The organism is Microbacterium yannicii PS01 (assembly GCF_000304335.1).
GTDB classification, from domain to species: Bacteria; Actinomycetota; Actinomycetes; order Actinomycetales; family Microbacteriaceae; genus Microbacterium; species Microbacterium yannicii_A.
Genome location: NZ_CAJF01000012.1, coordinates 51,860 through 69,716, shown reverse-complemented (window position 1 = coordinate 69,716; position 17,857 = coordinate 51,860). Strand labels below are relative to the sequence as shown.

Annotated in this window: 16 protein-coding genes; 13 read left to right on the top strand and 3 right to left on the bottom strand. The window is 71.2% G+C overall.

The window, feature by feature from the left end; genetic code table 11:
- The first annotated feature begins 300 nt into the window (after positions 1-300).
- Positions 301-600, top strand: a complete 300-nt coding sequence (locus WYM_RS08905; RefSeq protein WP_019180485.1) for a hypothetical protein — start codon at positions 301-303, stop codon at positions 598-600.
- A 52-nt stretch (positions 601-652) separates the two neighbouring features.
- Entirely contained in the window at positions 653-2,119 is a 1,467-nt protein-coding gene (locus WYM_RS08900; protein ID WP_019180484.1) for a hypothetical protein, read from the top strand.
- Positions 2,120-2,129: 10 nt separating this feature from the next.
- Here the strand turns inward: WYM_RS08900 and WYM_RS08895 are convergent, their stop codons facing one another.
- The gene (locus WYM_RS08895; RefSeq protein WP_019180483.1) at positions 2,130-2,525 is read right to left on the bottom strand and encodes a phage holin family protein; all 396 of its coding nucleotides are present in this window, start codon (positions 2,523-2,525) and stop codon (positions 2,130-2,132) included.
- 128 nt (positions 2,526-2,653) lie between these two features.
- On the opposite strand from WYM_RS08895, the gene WYM_RS08890 reads away from it, so the two are divergent.
- From WYM_RS08890 to WYM_RS08875, 4 genes are all read left to right on the top strand, one after another.
- On the top strand, positions 2,654-3,766 hold the full coding sequence (locus WYM_RS08890; RefSeq protein WP_019180482.1) for a histidinol-phosphate transaminase: 1,113 nt from the start codon (positions 2,654-2,656) through the stop codon (positions 3,764-3,766).
- A gap of 28 nt (positions 3,767-3,794) precedes the next feature.
- A complete protein-coding gene (locus tag WYM_RS08885; protein ID WP_019180481.1) occupies positions 3,795-4,958 on the top strand; it encodes a thiamine pyrophosphate-dependent enzyme in 1,164 nt (387 codons plus the stop codon).
- A gap of 104 nt (positions 4,959-5,062) precedes the next feature.
- Positions 5,063-6,028 carry an alpha-ketoacid dehydrogenase subunit beta gene (locus tag WYM_RS08880; RefSeq protein ID WP_040569216.1) on the top strand — a complete coding sequence of 322 codons (966 nt, stop codon included), beginning with the start codon at positions 5,063-5,065 and terminating at the stop codon, positions 6,026-6,028.
- Positions 6,029-6,050: 22 nt separating this feature from the next.
- Complete coding sequence (locus WYM_RS08875; RefSeq protein WP_051008103.1) at positions 6,051-7,475, top strand: dihydrolipoamide acetyltransferase family protein; 1,425 nt, start codon at positions 6,051-6,053, stop codon at positions 7,473-7,475.
- Positions 7,476-7,529: 54 nt separating this feature from the next.
- Here WYM_RS08875 and WYM_RS08870 read toward each other — a convergent pair whose 3' ends face one another.
- On the bottom strand, positions 7,530-9,263 hold the full coding sequence (locus tag WYM_RS08870; protein ID WP_019180478.1) for a glycosyltransferase: 1,734 nt from the start codon (positions 9,261-9,263) through the stop codon (positions 7,530-7,532).
- Positions 9,264-9,401: 138 nt separating this feature from the next.
- On the opposite strand from WYM_RS08870, the gene WYM_RS08865 reads away from it, so the two are divergent.
- From WYM_RS08865 to WYM_RS08835, 7 genes are all read left to right on the top strand, one after another.
- Positions 9,402-10,421 carry a metal ABC transporter solute-binding protein, Zn/Mn family gene (locus tag WYM_RS08865; protein ID WP_019180477.1) on the top strand — a complete coding sequence of 340 codons (1,020 nt, stop codon included), beginning with the start codon at positions 9,402-9,404 and terminating at the stop codon, positions 10,419-10,421.
- On the top strand, positions 10,418-11,239 hold the full coding sequence (locus tag WYM_RS08860) for a metal ABC transporter ATP-binding protein (protein WP_019180476.1): 822 nt from the start codon (positions 10,418-10,420) through the stop codon (positions 11,237-11,239). Before WYM_RS08865 ends, WYM_RS08860 begins: the two co-directional genes overlap by 4 nt.
- Positions 11,236-12,105, top strand: coding sequence for a metal ABC transporter permease (locus WYM_RS08855; protein WP_019180475.1), 870 nt, complete (start codon positions 11,236-11,238; stop codon positions 12,103-12,105). The genes WYM_RS08860 and WYM_RS08855 overlap by 4 nt, the downstream gene beginning before the upstream one ends.
- A 210-nt stretch (positions 12,106-12,315) precedes the next feature.
- Positions 12,316-12,756, top strand: coding sequence for a Fur family transcriptional regulator (locus WYM_RS08850; protein ID WP_019180474.1), 441 nt, complete (start codon positions 12,316-12,318; stop codon positions 12,754-12,756).
- Complete coding sequence (locus tag WYM_RS08845) at positions 12,743-13,807, top strand: permease (RefSeq protein ID WP_019180473.1); 1,065 nt, start codon at positions 12,743-12,745, stop codon at positions 13,805-13,807. The genes WYM_RS08850 and WYM_RS08845 overlap by 14 nt, the downstream gene beginning before the upstream one ends.
- Positions 13,800-14,681: a TIGR03943 family putative permease subunit gene (locus WYM_RS08840; RefSeq protein WP_019180472.1), complete on the top strand. Its 882-nt coding sequence runs from the start codon at positions 13,800-13,802 to the stop codon at positions 14,679-14,681. The genes WYM_RS08845 and WYM_RS08840 overlap by 8 nt, the downstream gene beginning before the upstream one ends.
- A complete protein-coding gene (locus WYM_RS08835; protein ID WP_019180471.1) occupies positions 14,671-16,107 on the top strand; it encodes a hypothetical protein in 1,437 nt (478 codons plus the stop codon). The genes WYM_RS08840 and WYM_RS08835 overlap by 11 nt, the downstream gene beginning before the upstream one ends.
- Here WYM_RS08835 and WYM_RS08830 read toward each other — a convergent pair.
- Positions 16,064-17,782, bottom strand: coding sequence for an MFS transporter (locus WYM_RS08830; protein WP_019180470.1), 1,719 nt, complete (start codon positions 17,780-17,782; stop codon positions 16,064-16,066). The genes WYM_RS08835 and WYM_RS08830 overlap by 44 nt on opposite strands.
- Between the last annotated feature and the right edge of the window lie 75 nt (positions 17,783-17,857).

Below are 17,857 nucleotides of genomic sequence, written 5' to 3'. Positions count from 1 at the left end.
CGGCTGCCGCTTTCCTGGGGCCGGAGCCGCTGGGCTGCGGCATCCGTTCTTGCGCGGGTTGCCTCCCTGTGGCGCGCTGACTGATCAGGAGCGGGAGGAGNTGTGCGGAAAGGGAGGGCTGTTTCGGGGGTTTGGGTCCTCCGCTCTCGCACATCTCCTCCGGTTGTGCGCGCGAGCGCTCCGACGTGGACGCCGGGTCGCGGCATCCTTCCCTCCTCCACATCGTCCGCGGATCGGTTCCCGTGCACAGATCGCTTGAGGCCGCGGCGACGGGCGAGTCGGCACCGACAGCATGGATCCGTGAACGACTCGACCCCCGCCTCGGAGCAGCTGGCCGTCGTCGTGCGCGACCTCGCCCGGGTCATCGACCGGCTGACGGATGCCGCGACCGCCGCCCGCGGACTCTCTGCGGCGACGGACTGGCAGTCGAAGGCGGCCACGGCGTTCCACGAGAAGGCCGAGGCGTGGGCGGTCGCGGTGTCGGCGCTCTCGTCCCTGGCCGAGGACGCCCGCGCGGATGCTGCACACGCGCGCGACCGGGCCGCCTTCCGCGAGGCGGAGGCCTACGCGGCACTGTTCGCCCCCGCAGGCGCCCGGTGACCGACATGAGCCCGGTGATCGTGGAGCACCCGCTCAGCGGCGGGCCGGCGCGATGACCGACGAGCGCGCGCTGCCGGCCGCGGTTCCGCTCTCCGAGAGCCTCGACGTGCCCGATCCCGGGCCGAAGCCCGACGCCGACCCGCAGTGGGGGCTCGTCGGGCGGCTGCCCGAGGTCTGGCCGCGCGTGGACGCGGGGCTCGAGATTCGCGGCGGCGGCGCGGTGGCCGTCGACACCGGCACGCTGCGCCACACCGCGTCGCGCTTCTTCGCGGCCGCGGTCGAGCTCGACGAGGTCGGCGCGTGCCTGGCCGGGCCGCAGAGCACCCTGGTCTGGCTTCGTGATCAGGCCTGGGACGCCGTGTCGTCGGTGACCGTCCTGTTCACGCGGCTCGTCGAGGTCGGGAGGGAGGCGAATCGGATCGCCGACGCGCTGCGCGAGGCCGCCATCGGCTACGAGCTCGTCGAGCTCAACGCCGAGCACCGCGCCGCCGTGCTGTCGGGCGATTCAGCACGCGCCGCCGCGCTCGACGCGCGCGTCACGAGACTGAGCCAGGAGCATCCCGCGGCCTGGTCGCTGGCGCTTCGATCCGAGTTCGAGCGATCGGTGATGTGGCCCTCGGAGCTCGTTCGCCAGGCCACGGAGAGCGGGGTGGTCGTCGGCGGGGAGTTCGGCGACCCGGGCGGGGTCATCGGCGGCGCCGCGCTCGGCGTGGGCACCATCGCACTCGCTGGCGCCCTGGGCGTCACCGGCCCTGGCCGGCTGTCACGCGACGCCCGGCTCACCGGTTCGGCAGGTCCGGTGGCGCTGACCCCGGTCACTCCGGCGCGAACTCCTGGTGCGCCGCAGAGCCTCGCGGCGGTCACGCAGCGGATGCCGGGAGCCGGTGAGTCCCGCGTGCGCGTCGAGCGGTACACCATGCCCGACGGGACGAAGCAGTTCGCCGTCTACATCGCCGGCATGCAGTCGTTCGCGTACGGCGGCGACGATCCGTGGGACAACCGCTCGAATCACGAGCTGTACACCGGCCGCCAGTCCGACTCGTTCGCCGCGACCAAGCAAGCGCTCGCCGCGGCCGGCGCTCAGCCCGGCGACGTCGTGCACGCGTTCGGGCACTCGCAGGGCGCGATGATCGGCTCTCACCTGGCGCTGGAGGGCGAATACGACACCCGCACGCTCGTCTCGTTCGGCTCGCCCGTGGCCGCCGACGTCGGCACGGGCACGCTGAGCGTCACGGTGCGCCACACCGACGACCCCGTGGCGGCGCTCGCCGGCGGCGGGCACCACGCCGCCGTCGGCGCGCCCGGCAGCTTCATCGCCGAGCGCGTCGCCCACACCGAGGTGGGCGTCGCAGACGCCACCGTCCCCGGACATCGCATGACCGCCTACGCCGAGACCGCCGCGCTCGTCGACAGCTCGCCCGATCCTCGCGTCGGTGAGCTCCGCCAGGTGCTGGAGTCGCTGGCGAGCGCCGAGTCCGTGCAGGTGACGGAGTACGCCGCGACGCGGGGCGAGGATTGAGGGGGGCCGGTCAGTCCTTCTTGCGGGGACGCAGGATGATGCCGAAGATCCAGTTGATGAGGGAGATGATGATCGCGGCGAGGATGCCTCCCCACCAGAACTCCTCCACGCGCAGACCCCAGCTCCACCACGAGGTGATCCAGGCCGTCAGCCACAGCAGGAACGCATTGATGAGGAGGCCGATGAGCCCGAGCGTGAGGATGTAGAGCGGGAACGCGAGCACTTTGATGACGGTGCCGATGATCGTGTTCACCAGCGCGAAGATCACCGCCACGATCAGCAGCGTGAGGATGAGCTGCAGCGTCTCGCCCGGCGCGAACGGGATGACGAAGACCTGCAGTGCCGGGATCAGGGTGACCACCCAGATCGCGAACGCGTTGACGACGACTCGGATGAGGAAGCCCATCCCCGCAGTCTCGCATGGTGCGCTCGGACGCGGGAAGGGTTGACGCGGCCATTCCCCCCATCGCCCTCCACGGCAGCGGTGCCGGGAAGCGGGCGTCGGCATCCGGCGCCCGCTCGTAGACTCGGGGCGTGACCGACGCGCCAGAGATCCCCGTCCGCGTGCGCGCCGAGGTCGCCGCGCTCCCTCCGTACCGGCAGGGCAAGCAGGCCGGCGCCGAGGCGTTCAAGCTCTCGAGCAACGAGAACCCGTTCGATCCGCTACCGGGCGTGCTCGAGCGGGTGCAGGCGGCGACCGCGTTGAACAGATATCCGGATGCCGCGGCCACTCGCCTGCGCGAGCGCCTCGCCGAGCGGTTCGGGGTCGGCGTCGACGGCATCCACATCGGCGCAGGAAGCGTGTCGATCCTCGCGCAGTTCGTGCAGGCCACGTCGGGGGCCGGCGACGAGGTCATCTACGCGTGGCGCTCGTTCGAGGCGTACCCCTGGCTCGCCGTGGTCGCCGGCGCGACCGCCGTCCAGGTGCCGCTCACTGCGGACTCCCGTCATGATCTCGACGCGATGGCCGACGCCATCACCGAGCGCACGCGGGCGATCATCGTGTGCACCCCGAACAACCCGACCGGGCCGATCATCACGCAGGCCGAGTTCGACGCCTTCGTCCAGCGCGTGCCGTCCGACGTGCTGGTCATCCTCGACGAGGCCTACGCCGAGTTCGTCACCGATCCGGACTCCGTCGACGGCCGGCTCGTGCTGGGCGGCGGTTCGCGTCCGAACGTCGTCGTCCTCCGCACCTTCTCCAAGGCGTTCGGCCTCGCCGGCCTGCGCGTCGGGTACGCGATCGGCCACCCGCGCGTGCTGGACGCGGCGCGGAGCACCGCGATCCCGCTGTCGGTCACGGCGCACGCCGAAGAGGCGGCGCTGGCGAGCCTCGAGGCTGAGGACGAGCTCCTCGAGCGTGTGCGCGAGATCGCGGAGCGCCGCGATCGCCTGGCGGGAGAGCTGCGAGCTGCCGGCTGGCGGATCCCGCAGGCGCAGGGCAACTTCGTCTGGCTGCCCGGCGGTGCAGAGACTCTCGACATCGCGGCCGCCTTCGACGCGGCGGGCCTGATCGTCCGCCCGTTCGCCGGAGACGGCATCCGGATCTCCGTCGGCGAAGAGGCTTCTGTCGATAAGGTCCTACGGATCGCAGCATCCGTTGTAAAGGACCTCCCAGAGGGGCATTCGGGACGCGGGCTAGCGTAGAACGGTGACGCATCCTGAAGAGTCGGCGATGACCGTCCCCACATCCGCTTCCGGCGGCGCAGCTGCGCCGCCCGAGGACTCGACGCTGGTCCGCTTCCTGCAGGCCGACGGCACGTTCGCGCCCAGTCCCGCCGCCGAGCCCTATCTCGAGCTCGTGAACGGCCTCGGCGACGCCGATCTCGAGCAGTTCTACCGCGACATGGCGGTGATCCGCGCCTTCGACGTGCAGGCGACGAACCTGCAGCGTCAGGGACAGCTCGCGCTGTGGCCGCCGAGCTACGGCCAGGAGGCCGCGCAGGTGGGATCCGCCCGCGCCGCACGTCCGCAGGACCATCTCTTCCCGTCGTACCGCGAGCACGTCGTGACAAAGATCCGCGGCGTCGATCCGGTCGACATCATCCGCCTGATGCGCGGCGTCACGCACGGCGGCTGGAACCCGTTCGACGCGAAGAACGGCAACACCCACATCTACACGCTGGTGCTCGGTGCGCAGACGCTGCACGCCACCGGCTTCGGCATGGGCCTGGTCTTCGACGGCCGCTGCGGCACCGGCGACCCCGAGCGCGACGAGGCCGTCATCGTCTACTACGGCGACGGCGCGTCCAGCCAGGGCGACGTGCACGAGGCCATGGTCTTCGCCGCCAGCTACGCCACCCCCGAAGTGTTCTTCCTGCAGAACAACCAGTGGGCCATCTCGGTGCCCGTCGCCACCCAGTCGCGCTCGCCGCTGTACAAGCGCGGTGAGGGCTACGGCATGCCCAGCGCCCTCATCGACGGCAACGACGTCCTCGCGAGCTGGGCGGTCACCCGTCGGTCGCTCGACGAGGCGCGCTCCGGCGCCGGTCCCCGCGCCATCGAGGCGATGACGTACCGCCTCGGCGCGCACACCACGAGCGACGATCCCACCAAGTACCGCACATCGGACGAGGAGGAGTCGTGGCGACGCCGCGACCCCATCGAGCGCATGAAGGCGTATCTGCTCGCGCGCGGCGCGTCCGAGGCCTTCTTCGCCGACGTCGAGGCCGAGTCCGAGGCGCTCGCCGACGACACCCGCACGCGGACCAACGCGCTGGGCGGCATCGATCACGAGGCGATGTTCGCGCACGTGTACTCCGAGGACCACGTGCTCATCGACGAGCAGCGCCGCTGGCTCGCCGACTACGAGGCATCCTTCGAAGGAGGCGCATCGTGACCGTGCTTCGACAGGCTCAGCAACCAGGGGCTTCGGCTCAGCAACCAGGGGCTTCGGCTCAGCAACCAGGGGCCGCCGCCGACTCGGCGCCCGCGGTGCAGACCATGCCGCTCAGCCGTGCGATCAACGCGGGCCTTCGGGCCGCTCTCGCCGGCAGCGACCGTGTGCTGCTCATGGGTGAGGACATCGGCAAGCTCGGCGGCGTCTTCCGGGTCACCGAGGGCTTGCAGGCCGAGTTCGGCGAACGCCGCGTGCTCGACACCCCGCTGGCCGAGTCGGGCCTCGTCGGCACCGGGATCGGGCTGGCGATGACCGGGTTCCGGCCGGTGATCGAGATCCAGTTCGACGGCTTCGTCTTCCCCGCATTCGACCAGATCACGACGCAGCTGGCCAAGATCACGAACCGCCACGAGGGCGCGCTGCAGATGCCGGTCGTCATCCGCATCCCCTACGGCGGCCACATCGGCGCGGTCGAGCACCACCAGGAGAGCCCCGAGGCGTACTTCACCCACACGCCGGGCCTGCGTGTCGTGAGCCCGTCGACTGCGAACGACGGCTACTGGATGATCCAGGACGCCATCGCCTCGCCCGACCCGGTGATCTTCCTCGAGCCCAAGAGCAAGTACTGGCAGAAGGGCGAGGTCGACACGTCGGCACGTGCCCTGCCGCTGCGTGCGTCGCGGGTCGTGCGCCGCGGCACCGACATCACGCTCGTCGGTCACGGCGCGATGGTGACGACGCTGCTGCAGGCAGCCTCGATCGCCGAGTCGGAGGGCACCTCGTGCGAGGTCATCGACCTGCGCTCGCTGTCGCCGGTGGACTACGGGCCGATCCTCGACTCGGTGCGCCGTACCGGCCGCATGGTGTACGCGCAGGAGGCCCCGGGGTTCACCTCGCTCGGCTCCGAGGTCTCGGCGACCGTCATGGAGCGCGCGTTCTACGCGCTCGAGGCCCCGGTGCTGCGCGTGTCGGGCTTCGACACGCCCTTCCCGGCCGCGAAGCTCGAAGGCGTCTACCTCCCCGACGCCGACCGCATCCTCGAGGCCGTCGACCGCGCCCTGGCGTACTGACGGCCCTCCGAAAGGACCGAACATGATTCCCGCACCCACTCCCAGTGGCGCGTCTGTCGGAGCCTCCGGGCGCGTGGGCTCGACGCAGACCTTCATCCTCCCGGACGTCGGTGAAGGCCTCACCGAGGCGGAGATCGTCGCGTGGCGCGTCGGCCCCGGCGACAGCGTCGCGGTCAACGACGTGCTCGTCGAGATCGAGACCGCGAAGTCGCTCGTCGAGCTGCCGTCGCCCTTCGCCGGTACGGTCAGCGAGCTGCTGGTCCCCGAAGGCGAGACGGTGGACGTCGGAGCCCCGATCATCACGATCGCGTCGACGACGGATGCCGCGGGCCCGGCGACCGTCGGCCAGTCCGAGCACGGCGAGCCCGCCGAGTCGACCGGTGGTGAGGGCGAGGGTGCGGTGCTCGTGGGTTACGGGACCGGCGGCCACGTGCAGTCACGGCGAAAGAAGCCTGCCGCCCCCGCGGCCGAGCGGGTCGCGGCATCCGTCGGTGTCATCGCGAAGCCGCCGATCCGCAAGCTCGCCCGCGATCTCGGGGTCGAGCTGGCCGCGGTGACCCCGAGCGGCCCTGCGGGCGAGGTGCTGCGCGAGGACGTGGTGCGCCACGCCTCGCAGGCGAGCGTGTTCCGCAACATCGAGACCCCCGCGTGGGGAGACGTGCGAGAAGAGACGATCCCGGTCGCCGCTCCCGCCCCCGCCAGCCGGCCCAGCGTCGCCCCCGCCACTCCCGTCCCCGACGCCGAGGGCCGCGAGGAGACCATCGCGGTCAAGGGCGTGCGGAAGGCCACGTCGTCGGCGATGGTGCAGTCCGCGTACTCGGCGCCGCACGTGTCGGTGTGGACCGACGTCGATGCCACCCGCACGATGGAGCTGGTCAAACGCCTCAAGGCCTCGCCGGACTTCGCCGACATCAGGGTGTCGCCGCTGCTGATCATGGCGCGCGCCGTCATCTGGGCGGCCCGCCGCACCCCGATGGTCAACGCCGCGTGGGTGGATGCCGAGGGCGGAGCCGAGATCCGCGTGCGCCGCTACGTCAACCTGGGTATCGCCGCCGCCACTCCGCGCGGACTGCTCGTGCCCAACATCAAGGACGCGCAGGACCTGTCGATGCGCGAGCTCGCCCGTGCGCTCGAGAAGCTCACGCTCACCGCACGCGAGGGCCGCACCACGCCGGCCGACCAGCAGAACGGCACGATCACCATCACCAACATCGGCGTGTTCGGCATGGATGCGGGTACGCCGATCATCAACCCGGGAGAGGCCGGCATCGTCGCGATGGGCACCATCCGGCAGAAGCCGTGGGTGGTCGACGGCGAGGTGCGCCCGCGCTTCGTGACGACGGTCTCGGGGTCGTTCGACCACCGGGTGATCGACGGCGACGGCATGTCGCGGTTCATCGCCGACGTCGCGTCGATCCTCGAAGAGCCGGCACTGCTGCTCGACTGACTCCACCGGAGGCCGCGCTCATTTCGGGCGTCCGGGCTCGACCGGCTCGCGGACTCAGCGCCGGAGGCGGTCGGCGGCGCGCCGGGCGAGAGAACGCTGATCCGGATGCCGCATGCCGGCGTCCACGCCCACGACCGCGCCGTCGACATGGACCACGAAACGCGTCTTCACGGTTTCTCCCGACAGGCGGGCCGACCCCTCGCGGTCCAGCCGTGCGAAGCGCCAGCGCCCGAATCGCCGCATCGGGACGAGCGCCGCGATGCTCTCGCGTGTCGAGAGCCCCACCTCGATCCGGGTCGGCCGCGGTCCTCGTGGCAACCGGGCCGTCACGAGGAGTCGTCCCCGCAGCCGCCGCACGCGCACCCGCCCGAGCGCCCCGTTGTCGAGGGGAGTCCGCGCCGCTGCGCGCTCGATCGCCGAGCCGAGCGCCTCGGTCCACAGATCGAAGACGGCACGGTCGTTGTGCCGCTCCGCCGTGCGGCGCGCCTGGCGCCGCGTCGCCGCCAGTGCGTCGTCGTCGAGCACGCACAGCCCCGCGAGCGCCTGGGTGGCGCGCTCGATGTCGCCGTCCGGCACGAGCCGGCCATTGCGCCCGTCGGCGATGACCTCGGCGGGGCCGTAGCGGATGTCGTAGGCCACGGGCAGGCACCCGGCCGCCATCGCCTCGACCAGACTCATCGACTCGCCCTCCGAGCGGCTCGTGAGCAGAGTCCACGAGCCGCCCGCATAGCGCTCCGCCGCGCGGGGGATGTAGCCGGTGAAGCGCACAACGCCCTGCAGGCCGAGCCGCTCGGCCTCGGCCTCGAGGCGGGCGCGGCGGTCGCCCTCGCCGATGATCTCGGCGGTGACGGGGATGTCGAGGGCGCGAACGGCGGCGATCACGCGCAGGGCGTGATCGAGGCGCTTGATGCCGCTGAGCCGGGCCACGATCACCCCGTGCAGCCGGTCGGGCGGGAGCCGCGGCATCCGATCGGGGGTCGTCACGGCGTTCGGGATCACGTGGAGGTTGCCGGAGTCGCCCAGCAGCTCGATCGCCGCCGCACGCTGGCGGGCGGTGAGGAAGACCACGGCGTCCCACCGGTGGAGATTCTCGAAGACGGGGCGGCGAGAGTCGGTGAGGCGCCCACGGGCGTCATGGTGCGCGCCGTGCACCATATGGACGAGCGCGACGTTCGGGCGCCGGTAGGTCTGCATCCAGCGCGCGACGGTCTTGCTGTCGACGATCGCCACGGCCGGCTCACCCGCGAGGAGCTCGTCGATCCAGGCGAAGCGGAACGCCGAGGCGGAGGTCCACTGACCGGTCGTGCGGCCGGTGCGATCGAACGACGTGATCAGGCGGCCGCCACCGCGGCGCCGCTCATCGAGGAGGGCGAGGCTCCCGTCGGAGCGGCGGTGCTCGACGCGCGCATCGCTCTCGCCCCTGCGCCATCGCCGCACCGAGCCGCGGATCGTGACGGACTCGTCGTCGTGTGGCCGCGAGAGGCTTCCCGGTCGGACAGCGACGGTGACGGGTTCCCGGGCGGATTCCCGGAAGTCCTCGTAGATGTTGCGCAGGCGCATTCCGTCGACGAGCTCGCCGCGGTCGCGCAGCCGCTGGCGCACCTCTTCATAGTCGGGAAGCGGCTCGAAGGTCAGCACGTCCACCCGCGTCCCGGCGCGTGCGAACGCGCGCGACCGGCGCAGCAGCGCCGCCGTCATTCCGCCGTACTCGTCGGGGATCCCCCACGTCACCGCGAGCTGACGGCGGGCGGCCGGCGCGAAGGGGCCGGTCGCCGTGTCGTCCGTCATGGCAACTGACCGTATGCGGCCTCGCCGGTCCCTTCGCGGGGCTTGACTTCTCCCGCTGCAGGGGCACATAGCCGCGCATCACGGGGCGAATCGAGGTCCTTGTGCGAGAACGATTATCAATAGCGTTAGACTGGCGGCATGATCTCGAACCGGCGCTCGCTCATCCTTCTCGGTCTGGCCGCGGCATCCACTCTCGCCCTCGCCGGGTGCGCCACCACGTCGGCGGCGAGCGGCGACGGTGAGTCGGACGCCCGGCTGTCGGTGGTCGCCTCGACCAACGTCTACGGGCAGATCGCCGAGGCCGTCGGCGGCGACCTGGTGGACGTGACCTCGATCGTCACCAACGAGTCGCAGGATCCCCACTCGTTCGAGCCCAGCGCACGCGACCAGCTCACGGTGGCCGATGCCGATCTCATCATCGAGAACGGCGGCGGCTACGACGCGTTCGTCGACGCGCTGATCGAGGCCAGCGGCAGCGAGGCGCACGTCGTCACCGCCGCGGAGTTCTCACACGACTGGCCCGAGAACGAGGGCCACGCCGAGGACGAGCACGCCGGCGAGGAGCACGCCGGCGAGGCGGAAGAGGCGCACGCCGAGGAAGAGGGCCACGATCACGCTCACGAGCACATCGAGGGCTTCAACGAGCACGTGTGGTACGACCCGCACACGATCACGCACGTCGCCGAGGCGCTCGCCGAGGAACTCGGCGAGCTGAGTCCCGACGACGCCGAGACCTTCACCGCCAACGCCGAGGCCTTCGCCGGCGAGATCGCGGGTCTCGAGACGTCGCTCGCCGAGATCGCTGCGGCCCAGGAGGGGACCAGGATCTTCGTGACCGAACCCGTCCCGGTCTACCTCACCCGTGAGGCAGGGCTCGAGAACGTCACGCCCGACGCGTTCAGCGAGGCCGTTGAGGAGGGACAGGATGTCGCGCCCGCGACCCTGCTCGAATCCCTCGGCGTGCTCGAGTCTGGCGACGTTCGCCTCGTCGTCACCAACACGCAGACGGGCGGCGCCGAGACGACGCAGATCGTCGACGCGGCCGAGGCCGCCGGCATCCCGGTGATCGCGTTTTCGGAAACGCTCCCTGAGGGCCAGACTTACATCTCGTGGATGCAGGCGAACATCGAGGCGCTGAGCACGGCGCTGGCCGGGTGACGGCCGCCTCCGGCGAACCGGTCCTGCGGATCCGGAACGCCGCCCTTCGGCGCGGCGACCGGGAGCTGTGGTCGGGGCTCGACCTGGACGTCCATCCCGGCGAGCTGATCGCGGTGCTCGGCCCGAGCGGCTCGGGCAAGACGACGCTGCTGCGGGCGATCCTCGGGCTGGAGCAGCTCTCGAGCGGCACGATCCAGGTGCTCGGGGACGGGGTGCGCGGGCGGGGCAACCGCCGCATCGGGTACATCCCGCAGTCGCGGCCGCTGCCGCGCGACACCGCGCTGCGCGGACGCGACCTCGTCACGCTCGGCGTGGACGGACACCGGTTCGGTCTCCCGTTCCCGCGCCGCGGCGACCGCCGGCGCGTCGACGCGCTGATCGACGCGGTCGGCGCGCGCGACTTCGCCGACCGCCCGGTGGGACAGCTGTCGGGCGGCGAACAGCAGCGACTGCGCGCCGGGCAGGCGCTGGCCGACGACCCCGGCCTGCTGCTCTGCGACGAGCCGCTGACGAGCCTGGACCTCGCCAATCAGCAGGCGGTCATCGGGCTCATCGACCGGCACCGCCGGGAGAAGCACGCCGCGGTCCTGCTCGTGACGCACGACATCAACCCGGTGCTGGGCAAGGTCGACCGGATCCTCTACATCGCGAACGGCCGCTTCACCCTCGGGACGCCGCAGGAGGTGCTCCGCTCGGACGTCCTCACCGCGCTGTACGGGGCGCACGTGTTCGTGCTGCGCGCGGGCGATCGGCTGGTGGTCGTCGGCGCGCCGGATGCCGAGGCATCCCATCACCATCACGACGAGGTGCACGAATGAACTGGGACGACATCGCAGATGCGATGTTCGGCGGTCTGCCCGTGTACGGCGAGATCCTCGCGCTCGTGTCGAACTCGGTGTGGGCCGGCGCGGTGCTGGGCCTCGTCGGCGGGCTGATCGGCGTGTTCGTGATGCAGCGCGACATGGCGTTCGCCGTCCACGGCATCAGTGAGCTGTCGTTCGCGGGCGCGGCGGCGGCGCTGCTGATCGGGTGGGACGTGGTGACCGGCTCTATCGTCGGCTCGATCGTCGCGGCCGCGATCATCGGGGTGCTCGGCGCTCGCGCGCGCGACCGCAACTCGATCATCGGGGTGCTCATGCCGTTCGGCCTCGGCCTCGGCATCCTGTTCCTCTCGCTCTACGACGGCCGCAGCGCCAACCGCTTCAGCCTGCTGACGGGGCAGATCGTGTCGGTGCAGTCGGGCCAGCTCGGCTGGCTCATCGCGATCGGCGCCGTGGTGCTGCTCGGGCTTCTGCTGATCTGGCGCCCGCTGCGGTTCGACTCGCTCGACCCGCAGTCCGCCGCGGCGCGGGGCGTGCCGACGACCGCGGTGTCGCTGGCGTTCATGCTGCTGCTCGGCCTCATCGTCGCCGTCGCCGTCCACATCATCGGCGCGCTGCTGGTGATGGCGCTGCTCGTGACTCCGGCCGCCGCCGCGATGCGCGTCGCGACGGGGCCGCTGTCGGTGCCCCTGCTGTCGGCGGCCTTCGGGTTCGTGTCGGCCGTCGGCGGCATCCTGCTCGCGATCATGGGCACGCTGCCGGTAAGCCCCTACATCACGACCGTCTCGTTCGCGATCTACCTCGTCTGCCGGGTGATCGGCGCACGACGCGGCCGCGTCACCCGCGCAGCGAGCGGCCCCTGAGCGCCGCGGCCGTCCCGCATGCCCGAGCTCGTCGAAGTCAGCGGCGACCGACGTACACAACTCCTGAGTTTGCGGTCCTCGTCTGAGCCACCGCCCCGGGATGTCGCGTGCCATCCCTCTGCAGCGCTGCGAATCTCAGGAGTACGGCACACCTGACCGCCGTCACCGGCGCCCGGCCGATGCCCAGGACCCGCCGGTAGACTTCCCGGCATGGCCCAGCGCAACACCTGGCAGCGCGAGCGCGTGCGCGAAGCGCTCGCCGACGCCCGTGGCTTCGTGAGCGCGCAGTCCCTGCACGCGACCCTGCGCGACGAGAACACCGGCATCGGGCTGGCGACGGTGTATCGCGCGCTGGCCGGTCTGGCCGCACAGGGCGGCGCCGACTCGCTGCAGAGCCCCGACGGCGAAGCGCTGTACCGCGCCTGCGCCAGCACGGGCCACCACCACCATCTCATCTGCCGTTCCTGCGGGCTGACCGTCGAGATCGAGGCGTCCGACGTCGAGCAGTGGGCCAAGCGCACTGCCGAGAGCCACGGGTTCAGCGCGGCCGAGCACATCGTCGACATCTTCGGGCTGTGCGCCACCTGCTCTGCGGAGCACGGCGCGCCCGCCGCGGGGATGAAAGACGTCGAAGAGCGTGACGCGGACTGACTCCGCCCTTCGCCGAGCTCGGGGACCGGTCGCTGAGCCCGTCGAAGCGCGCCCGCCCCGACCGTCGGCCTCGGCCCGCACCCTGGTGTGGGCGGGGATCGGCGTGCTCGCGGTCGCGGGGCTCTTCCTCATCGACTGGCTCGCACCGCAGCTCTTCCCGGCTCCACTGCCCACGCGGGCGCAGGACGGGCTGACGCTCGCCATCAGCGTGCTGATCGAGTCGCTGCCGTTCGTCGCGCTCGGCGTGGTGCTCTCGATCGTCGTGCAGGTGTGGGTGCCGCCGGGCGTCATCGAGCGATGGATGCCGCGGCGGGCGTGGGCGCGCCGCGCCGTGCTGTCGCTGCTCGGCATGGTCGTGCCGGTGTGCGAGTGCGGAAACGTGCCCTTCGCCCGTGGCCTGATGATGCGCGGGTTCTCGGTGCCCGAGACCCTCACGTTCCTCATCGCGGCGCCGATCGTGAATCCCATCGTGATCATCACGACGCATCAGGCCTTCGGCTACAGCGACGGCATCCTCATCGCGCGGCTGCTGGGCGGCTACGCCATCGCGAACCTCATCGGCTGGCTGTACAGCCGGCATCCGTCCCCCGACGCCCTGCTGACGGAGCGGTTCCGCGACACGTGCGCCCTTGTGACGCACGAGCCCGGCGGGCGCGGACGCCGCACGCTCGCCCAGTTCGTCATCGAGCTCCGGGCCGTGATGCCGGCGCTCATCATCGGCTCGGCGCTCGCGGGGGCGGTGCAGGTGCTCGTGCCGCGCGAGGCGCTCGTCGCGATCGGCTCGAACCCGGCGCTGTCGATCGTCGCGATGATGATGCTCGCGATGGTCGTGTCGATCTGCTCGAACGTCGACTCCTTCTTCGCGCTCTCGTTCGCCTCGACGTTCACCCCGGGCTCGATCGTGGCGTTCCTGCTGGTCGGGCCGCTCGTCGACGTCAAGATGCTCGCCCTCATGCGCACGACCTTCACGTGGCGCACGCTCGGCGGCATCGTCGTGGTGGTCGTGCTCGCCGCCTTCGCGATCGGGACGGCGGTGAACCTCTTTGCGTAAGGCGGAGTACGTCGCAACGCGGTGGCTGGGAGTCGGTCTCGCTGCGGCGCTGGCCGTCGTCACGATCTCGCTCGCCGTCACCGGGCGCCTGGGTCTGTACATCAATCCCGACTCGACCTGGTTCGCCGTGTCGATGGCGGTGCTCGTGCTCGTGGGCACCGTCGCCTCGTTCGCGCTGCCCCTCGGCGCCGAGGCCGACCACGGGCATGACCACGGCCACGACCACGGTGGACAGGCGGACGTCGAGCCGGAAGCTCACAGAGTTCGCAGAATCGCGCCGATCTCGCCCGATTCGCCCGAAGGCCTGCGAGTTTCGCCCCATTCTGCGAAGTCTGTGAACGACCACGATCACGGCCACGAGCACCCGCGCCACCCGGCGGCCGTCCTCGCGACGGTGGTCGGCGGGGTGGCGGCATCCGGAGTCGTCGTCCTCACGCTCGTGCTGCCGCCGGCGTCGCTGTCGGCCGAGCTCGCGATGTCGCGCGACGTCGGCGCGACGCCGTTGTTCGGCGGAGCGGATGTCGTGACCCTGGCCTCGACCGGAGACACCTCGTCGTTCGGTGTGGGCGAGTGGTCCACCGCGTTCGCCACGGCCACCAGTCCCGACGCGTTCGACGGCGACACCGTCGAGCTGACGGGCTTCGTGACCCCGTCGGAGGACGGCGGATTCGACCTGACGCGCCTCGTCATCACGCACTGCGTGATCGATGCCCAGCCCGCGAGCATCCCCGTGGTCGGCGTCGCGCCCGCGCCCGCCACCGGCCAGTGGGTCACGATCACCGGCACGGTGCGCTCGTCGTCGGACGGCCGGCTGGCGATCGACGCCGCGGCGGTGCAGGCGATCTCGGAGCCCGAGGATCCGTATGAGTACTGAGCCTCGGCGCGTCGGCGGGCAGGAGCCGGTCTCGCGGCGCGCCCGCACCCGGCATCGCCGCGGCCGTCTCTTCGTGGCGAGCTTCGCGATCGTCGTAGGCGCGCTCGCCGTGCTCGGTCTCGCCGGCGCGGCGGCGAGCGTGGCTCAGGGGCCCCGGGTGACCGACGTCTCGGTCGATCCGGCCGCGGCGGCGGCGGCATCCGGATCCCGCCTCATCGTCACCACGTCCCAATCGCTGGCCGACGTCGCCCCGTCGCAGGTGACGATCACGCCCGCGACTCCGTTCGACGTCGACACCTCGGGGCGGAGCATCGGGGTGCGCTTCACGCTGCCGCTGTGGGACGACACCGAGTACACCGTCGAGATCGACGAGGTCGCCTCGCTCGGCGGTGGTCCGGACGCGTCATTGGTCGAAACCTTCCGCACGCCGCCGGCCGAGGTGTACCTCCTGCAGCGGGCCACCGACGACGGCGACGTCATCTACCGCACCGACCTCACCGGCGAGAACGCCGAGCCCGTCTTCACGCACCCTCACATCGAGGACTTCCGCGCGACCACGCAGCATCTGGTGGTGTCGGTGCGCACCGACGACGATCGCCCCGGGCTCATCGCCACCGACCTCGACGGCGGAGACGCCCGCGAGCTGCCGCTGCCGGGCGACGGGTTCATCTCGAATCTGCAGAGCGCCGACAGCGGCGAGCTCGTCGGGTACACGTTCTCGGATGCCGAGCTGACCGCGGAATCGGGACGTGAGAGCCGCCTCTACACCGCGTCGCTGAAGGACCCGGATGCCGCACCCGCCGAGATCTCGATCGAAGGCGCCGATCCGCGCGTGGCCGAATGGCGCTTCGTTCCCGACACCGACAGCCTGCTGCTGCTGCCCTTCGACGGCTCGCTGCTGCTGACCGGCTCGGGCGGCGACGGCGCCACCGCGCTGGGCGCCGCCATGACGATCGAGGGCATCGCCCGGGGGTCGAGCGAGGCGGTCGTCGACCGCGTCGAGCAGACGTCGACGATCGACCTCACCGACGCGAGCGAGGCTCCGCTCGTCGTCCCCGACACCGATCTCGGAGGCGTGAGCTCGGTGACTCCTCTGCCGGACGGCTCGACCATCCGCACCGCCGCGGTGCTGGAGGGCGACCTGCCGACCGGCCGCACGTCGGTCTCCCTCGTCGGCAGCGACGGCGAGACGCGGCTGCTCACTGAGATCGCCGACACCGATGCGGTGCTCCAGGTGTGCGTGTCGCCCAGCGCCCGCTACGCCGCGGTACTGGTCGCCCCCGACGCCGTGACGAACACCTACGACACGTATCAGCTGCCGCTGCCGGAGCAGCCGGAGACTCGCGTGCTTCAGATCTCGGACGGCGAGCCCGTCGTGGCGCTCACCGGCGCCGCGATCTCCTGGTGCCAGGTTCCCCCGAACTGACCGCACCCCCAGCCGGGGAGGAGTCGGGCGCGGCGACTGCGGACGACCCGTGATCCGCCGCGTCCGGGACGCCGGGCTGCGCGTCCGGGTCGGGAAGCCTGGACGGCAGCCCACGCGCAAGGAGCAGACCCAGGATCGTGAGCGCGAAGACGAGGAAGAGGGACTGCTGGAGCGATTCAACCTGCGCGTCGGCGTAGGTCTGGGCGACCTCTTCGGCGGCCGCGGGCGCGGCGCCGGCATCCGTCATCACCTCCTCGACCTGCTGCTGCGACAGGATCGGCGCGCCGGTCGAGGTCGCGAACACGACCTGATCGCGGACGTCGTCGGGGAGCGTCTCGCTCTGCGCGACGGCGGCCGTGAAGCCCGAGGTCAGCATGAGCACGAAGACCGAACCGACCACGGCGGTGCCGAAGGAGGAGCCGAGGTTCTGGAAGGTCCCCTGCAGTCCGCCGACCTCCGACGTGTCGGTGCTGTCCACCGCCGACATGTTGACGTTTCCGAGTTGCGAGGCGAGGAGTCCGAAGCCGGCTCCGACGACGAACATGCCGGTCGCGAATACCCAGCCGACCAGTTCGGGCTGCACCGCCGCGAAGACGATGAACACCCCCGCACCGAGGGTGAGCTGCCCGATGCGGCCGAGATGCCGCGCCGAGCGCACCGTCGCCAGGCGCGACCCGAGCATGGAGAACAGGATCAGGCCCACAGACAGCGGCAGGATCTTCAGACCCGTCTGCAGCGCGTCGTAGCCGAGGATCGTCTGCAGGTAGACCGGGACGACGAAGAACAGCGCCGCGATCGCGAAGTACTGAGCGAGGAACATCGTCAGGCCGCTGCGCAGGGCGGGGATGCGGAGCAAGCCGACCTTCAGCAAGGGGACCGCGCCGATCCGCTCGAGGTACTGCTGGCGTCGGACGAAGAGCCAGAGGACGACCAGCGCGAGAAGGATGAGGTACGCCACCGGGGAGATCCCGAATGGCGCGATCGTCGCCCCGGCGATGACGGGCGGATCCAGCGGGACGATCCACCCCCATGTCTTGCTCTGCAGGATCGAGTAGACGAGGATCGCCAGGCCCGCGGCGGACAGGATCACGCTGAGGAGGTCGATCTTGAGCGCGCGGTCGGCGGAGGTGTCTTTGATGCGGCCCGACAGGAGCAGCACGAGGAGCATGATGACCGCCTCGGCCACGAACACGTACCGCCACGAGGAGTAGGTGGTCAGAAGTCCGCCGATCAGCGGGCCGGCTGCCGCAGCGAACCCTGTGATGGCACCGAGCACCGCGAAGGCGATGACCCTCTCGCGTCCGGTGTAGTTGATCGCGGCGAGTGCGGCGATCGCGGGGATCACGAGGACCGCGCCGAGACCTTCGACGAGCGACCAGCCGACCATGAGCACGGTCAGGTTGGGGCTCAAAGCGGTGGTCAGCGAGCCGAGCCCGTAGATGACCGAGCCGATGCGGAAGGCGCGGCTGCGCCCCCATTTGTCTCCGATCTTTCCGCCGGTCAGCATGAAGGCCGCCATGGTGAGCGCGTAGAAGGTGATCGCCGCCTGCATGCCCGCGATGTCGGTGCCGAGGTCGGCGGCGACGGTCGAGATCGAGACGTTCATGACGGTGCTGTCGAGCACCATCACGAACTGCGAGACGCCGAGCAGGACGAGCACGAACCATCGCTTCATGGGCGAAGGCTACTCGCGCCCGTGCGGCGGCCGCATCGACCTGTTGACATGATCCTGCGTGCGTAAGCTCGCGAC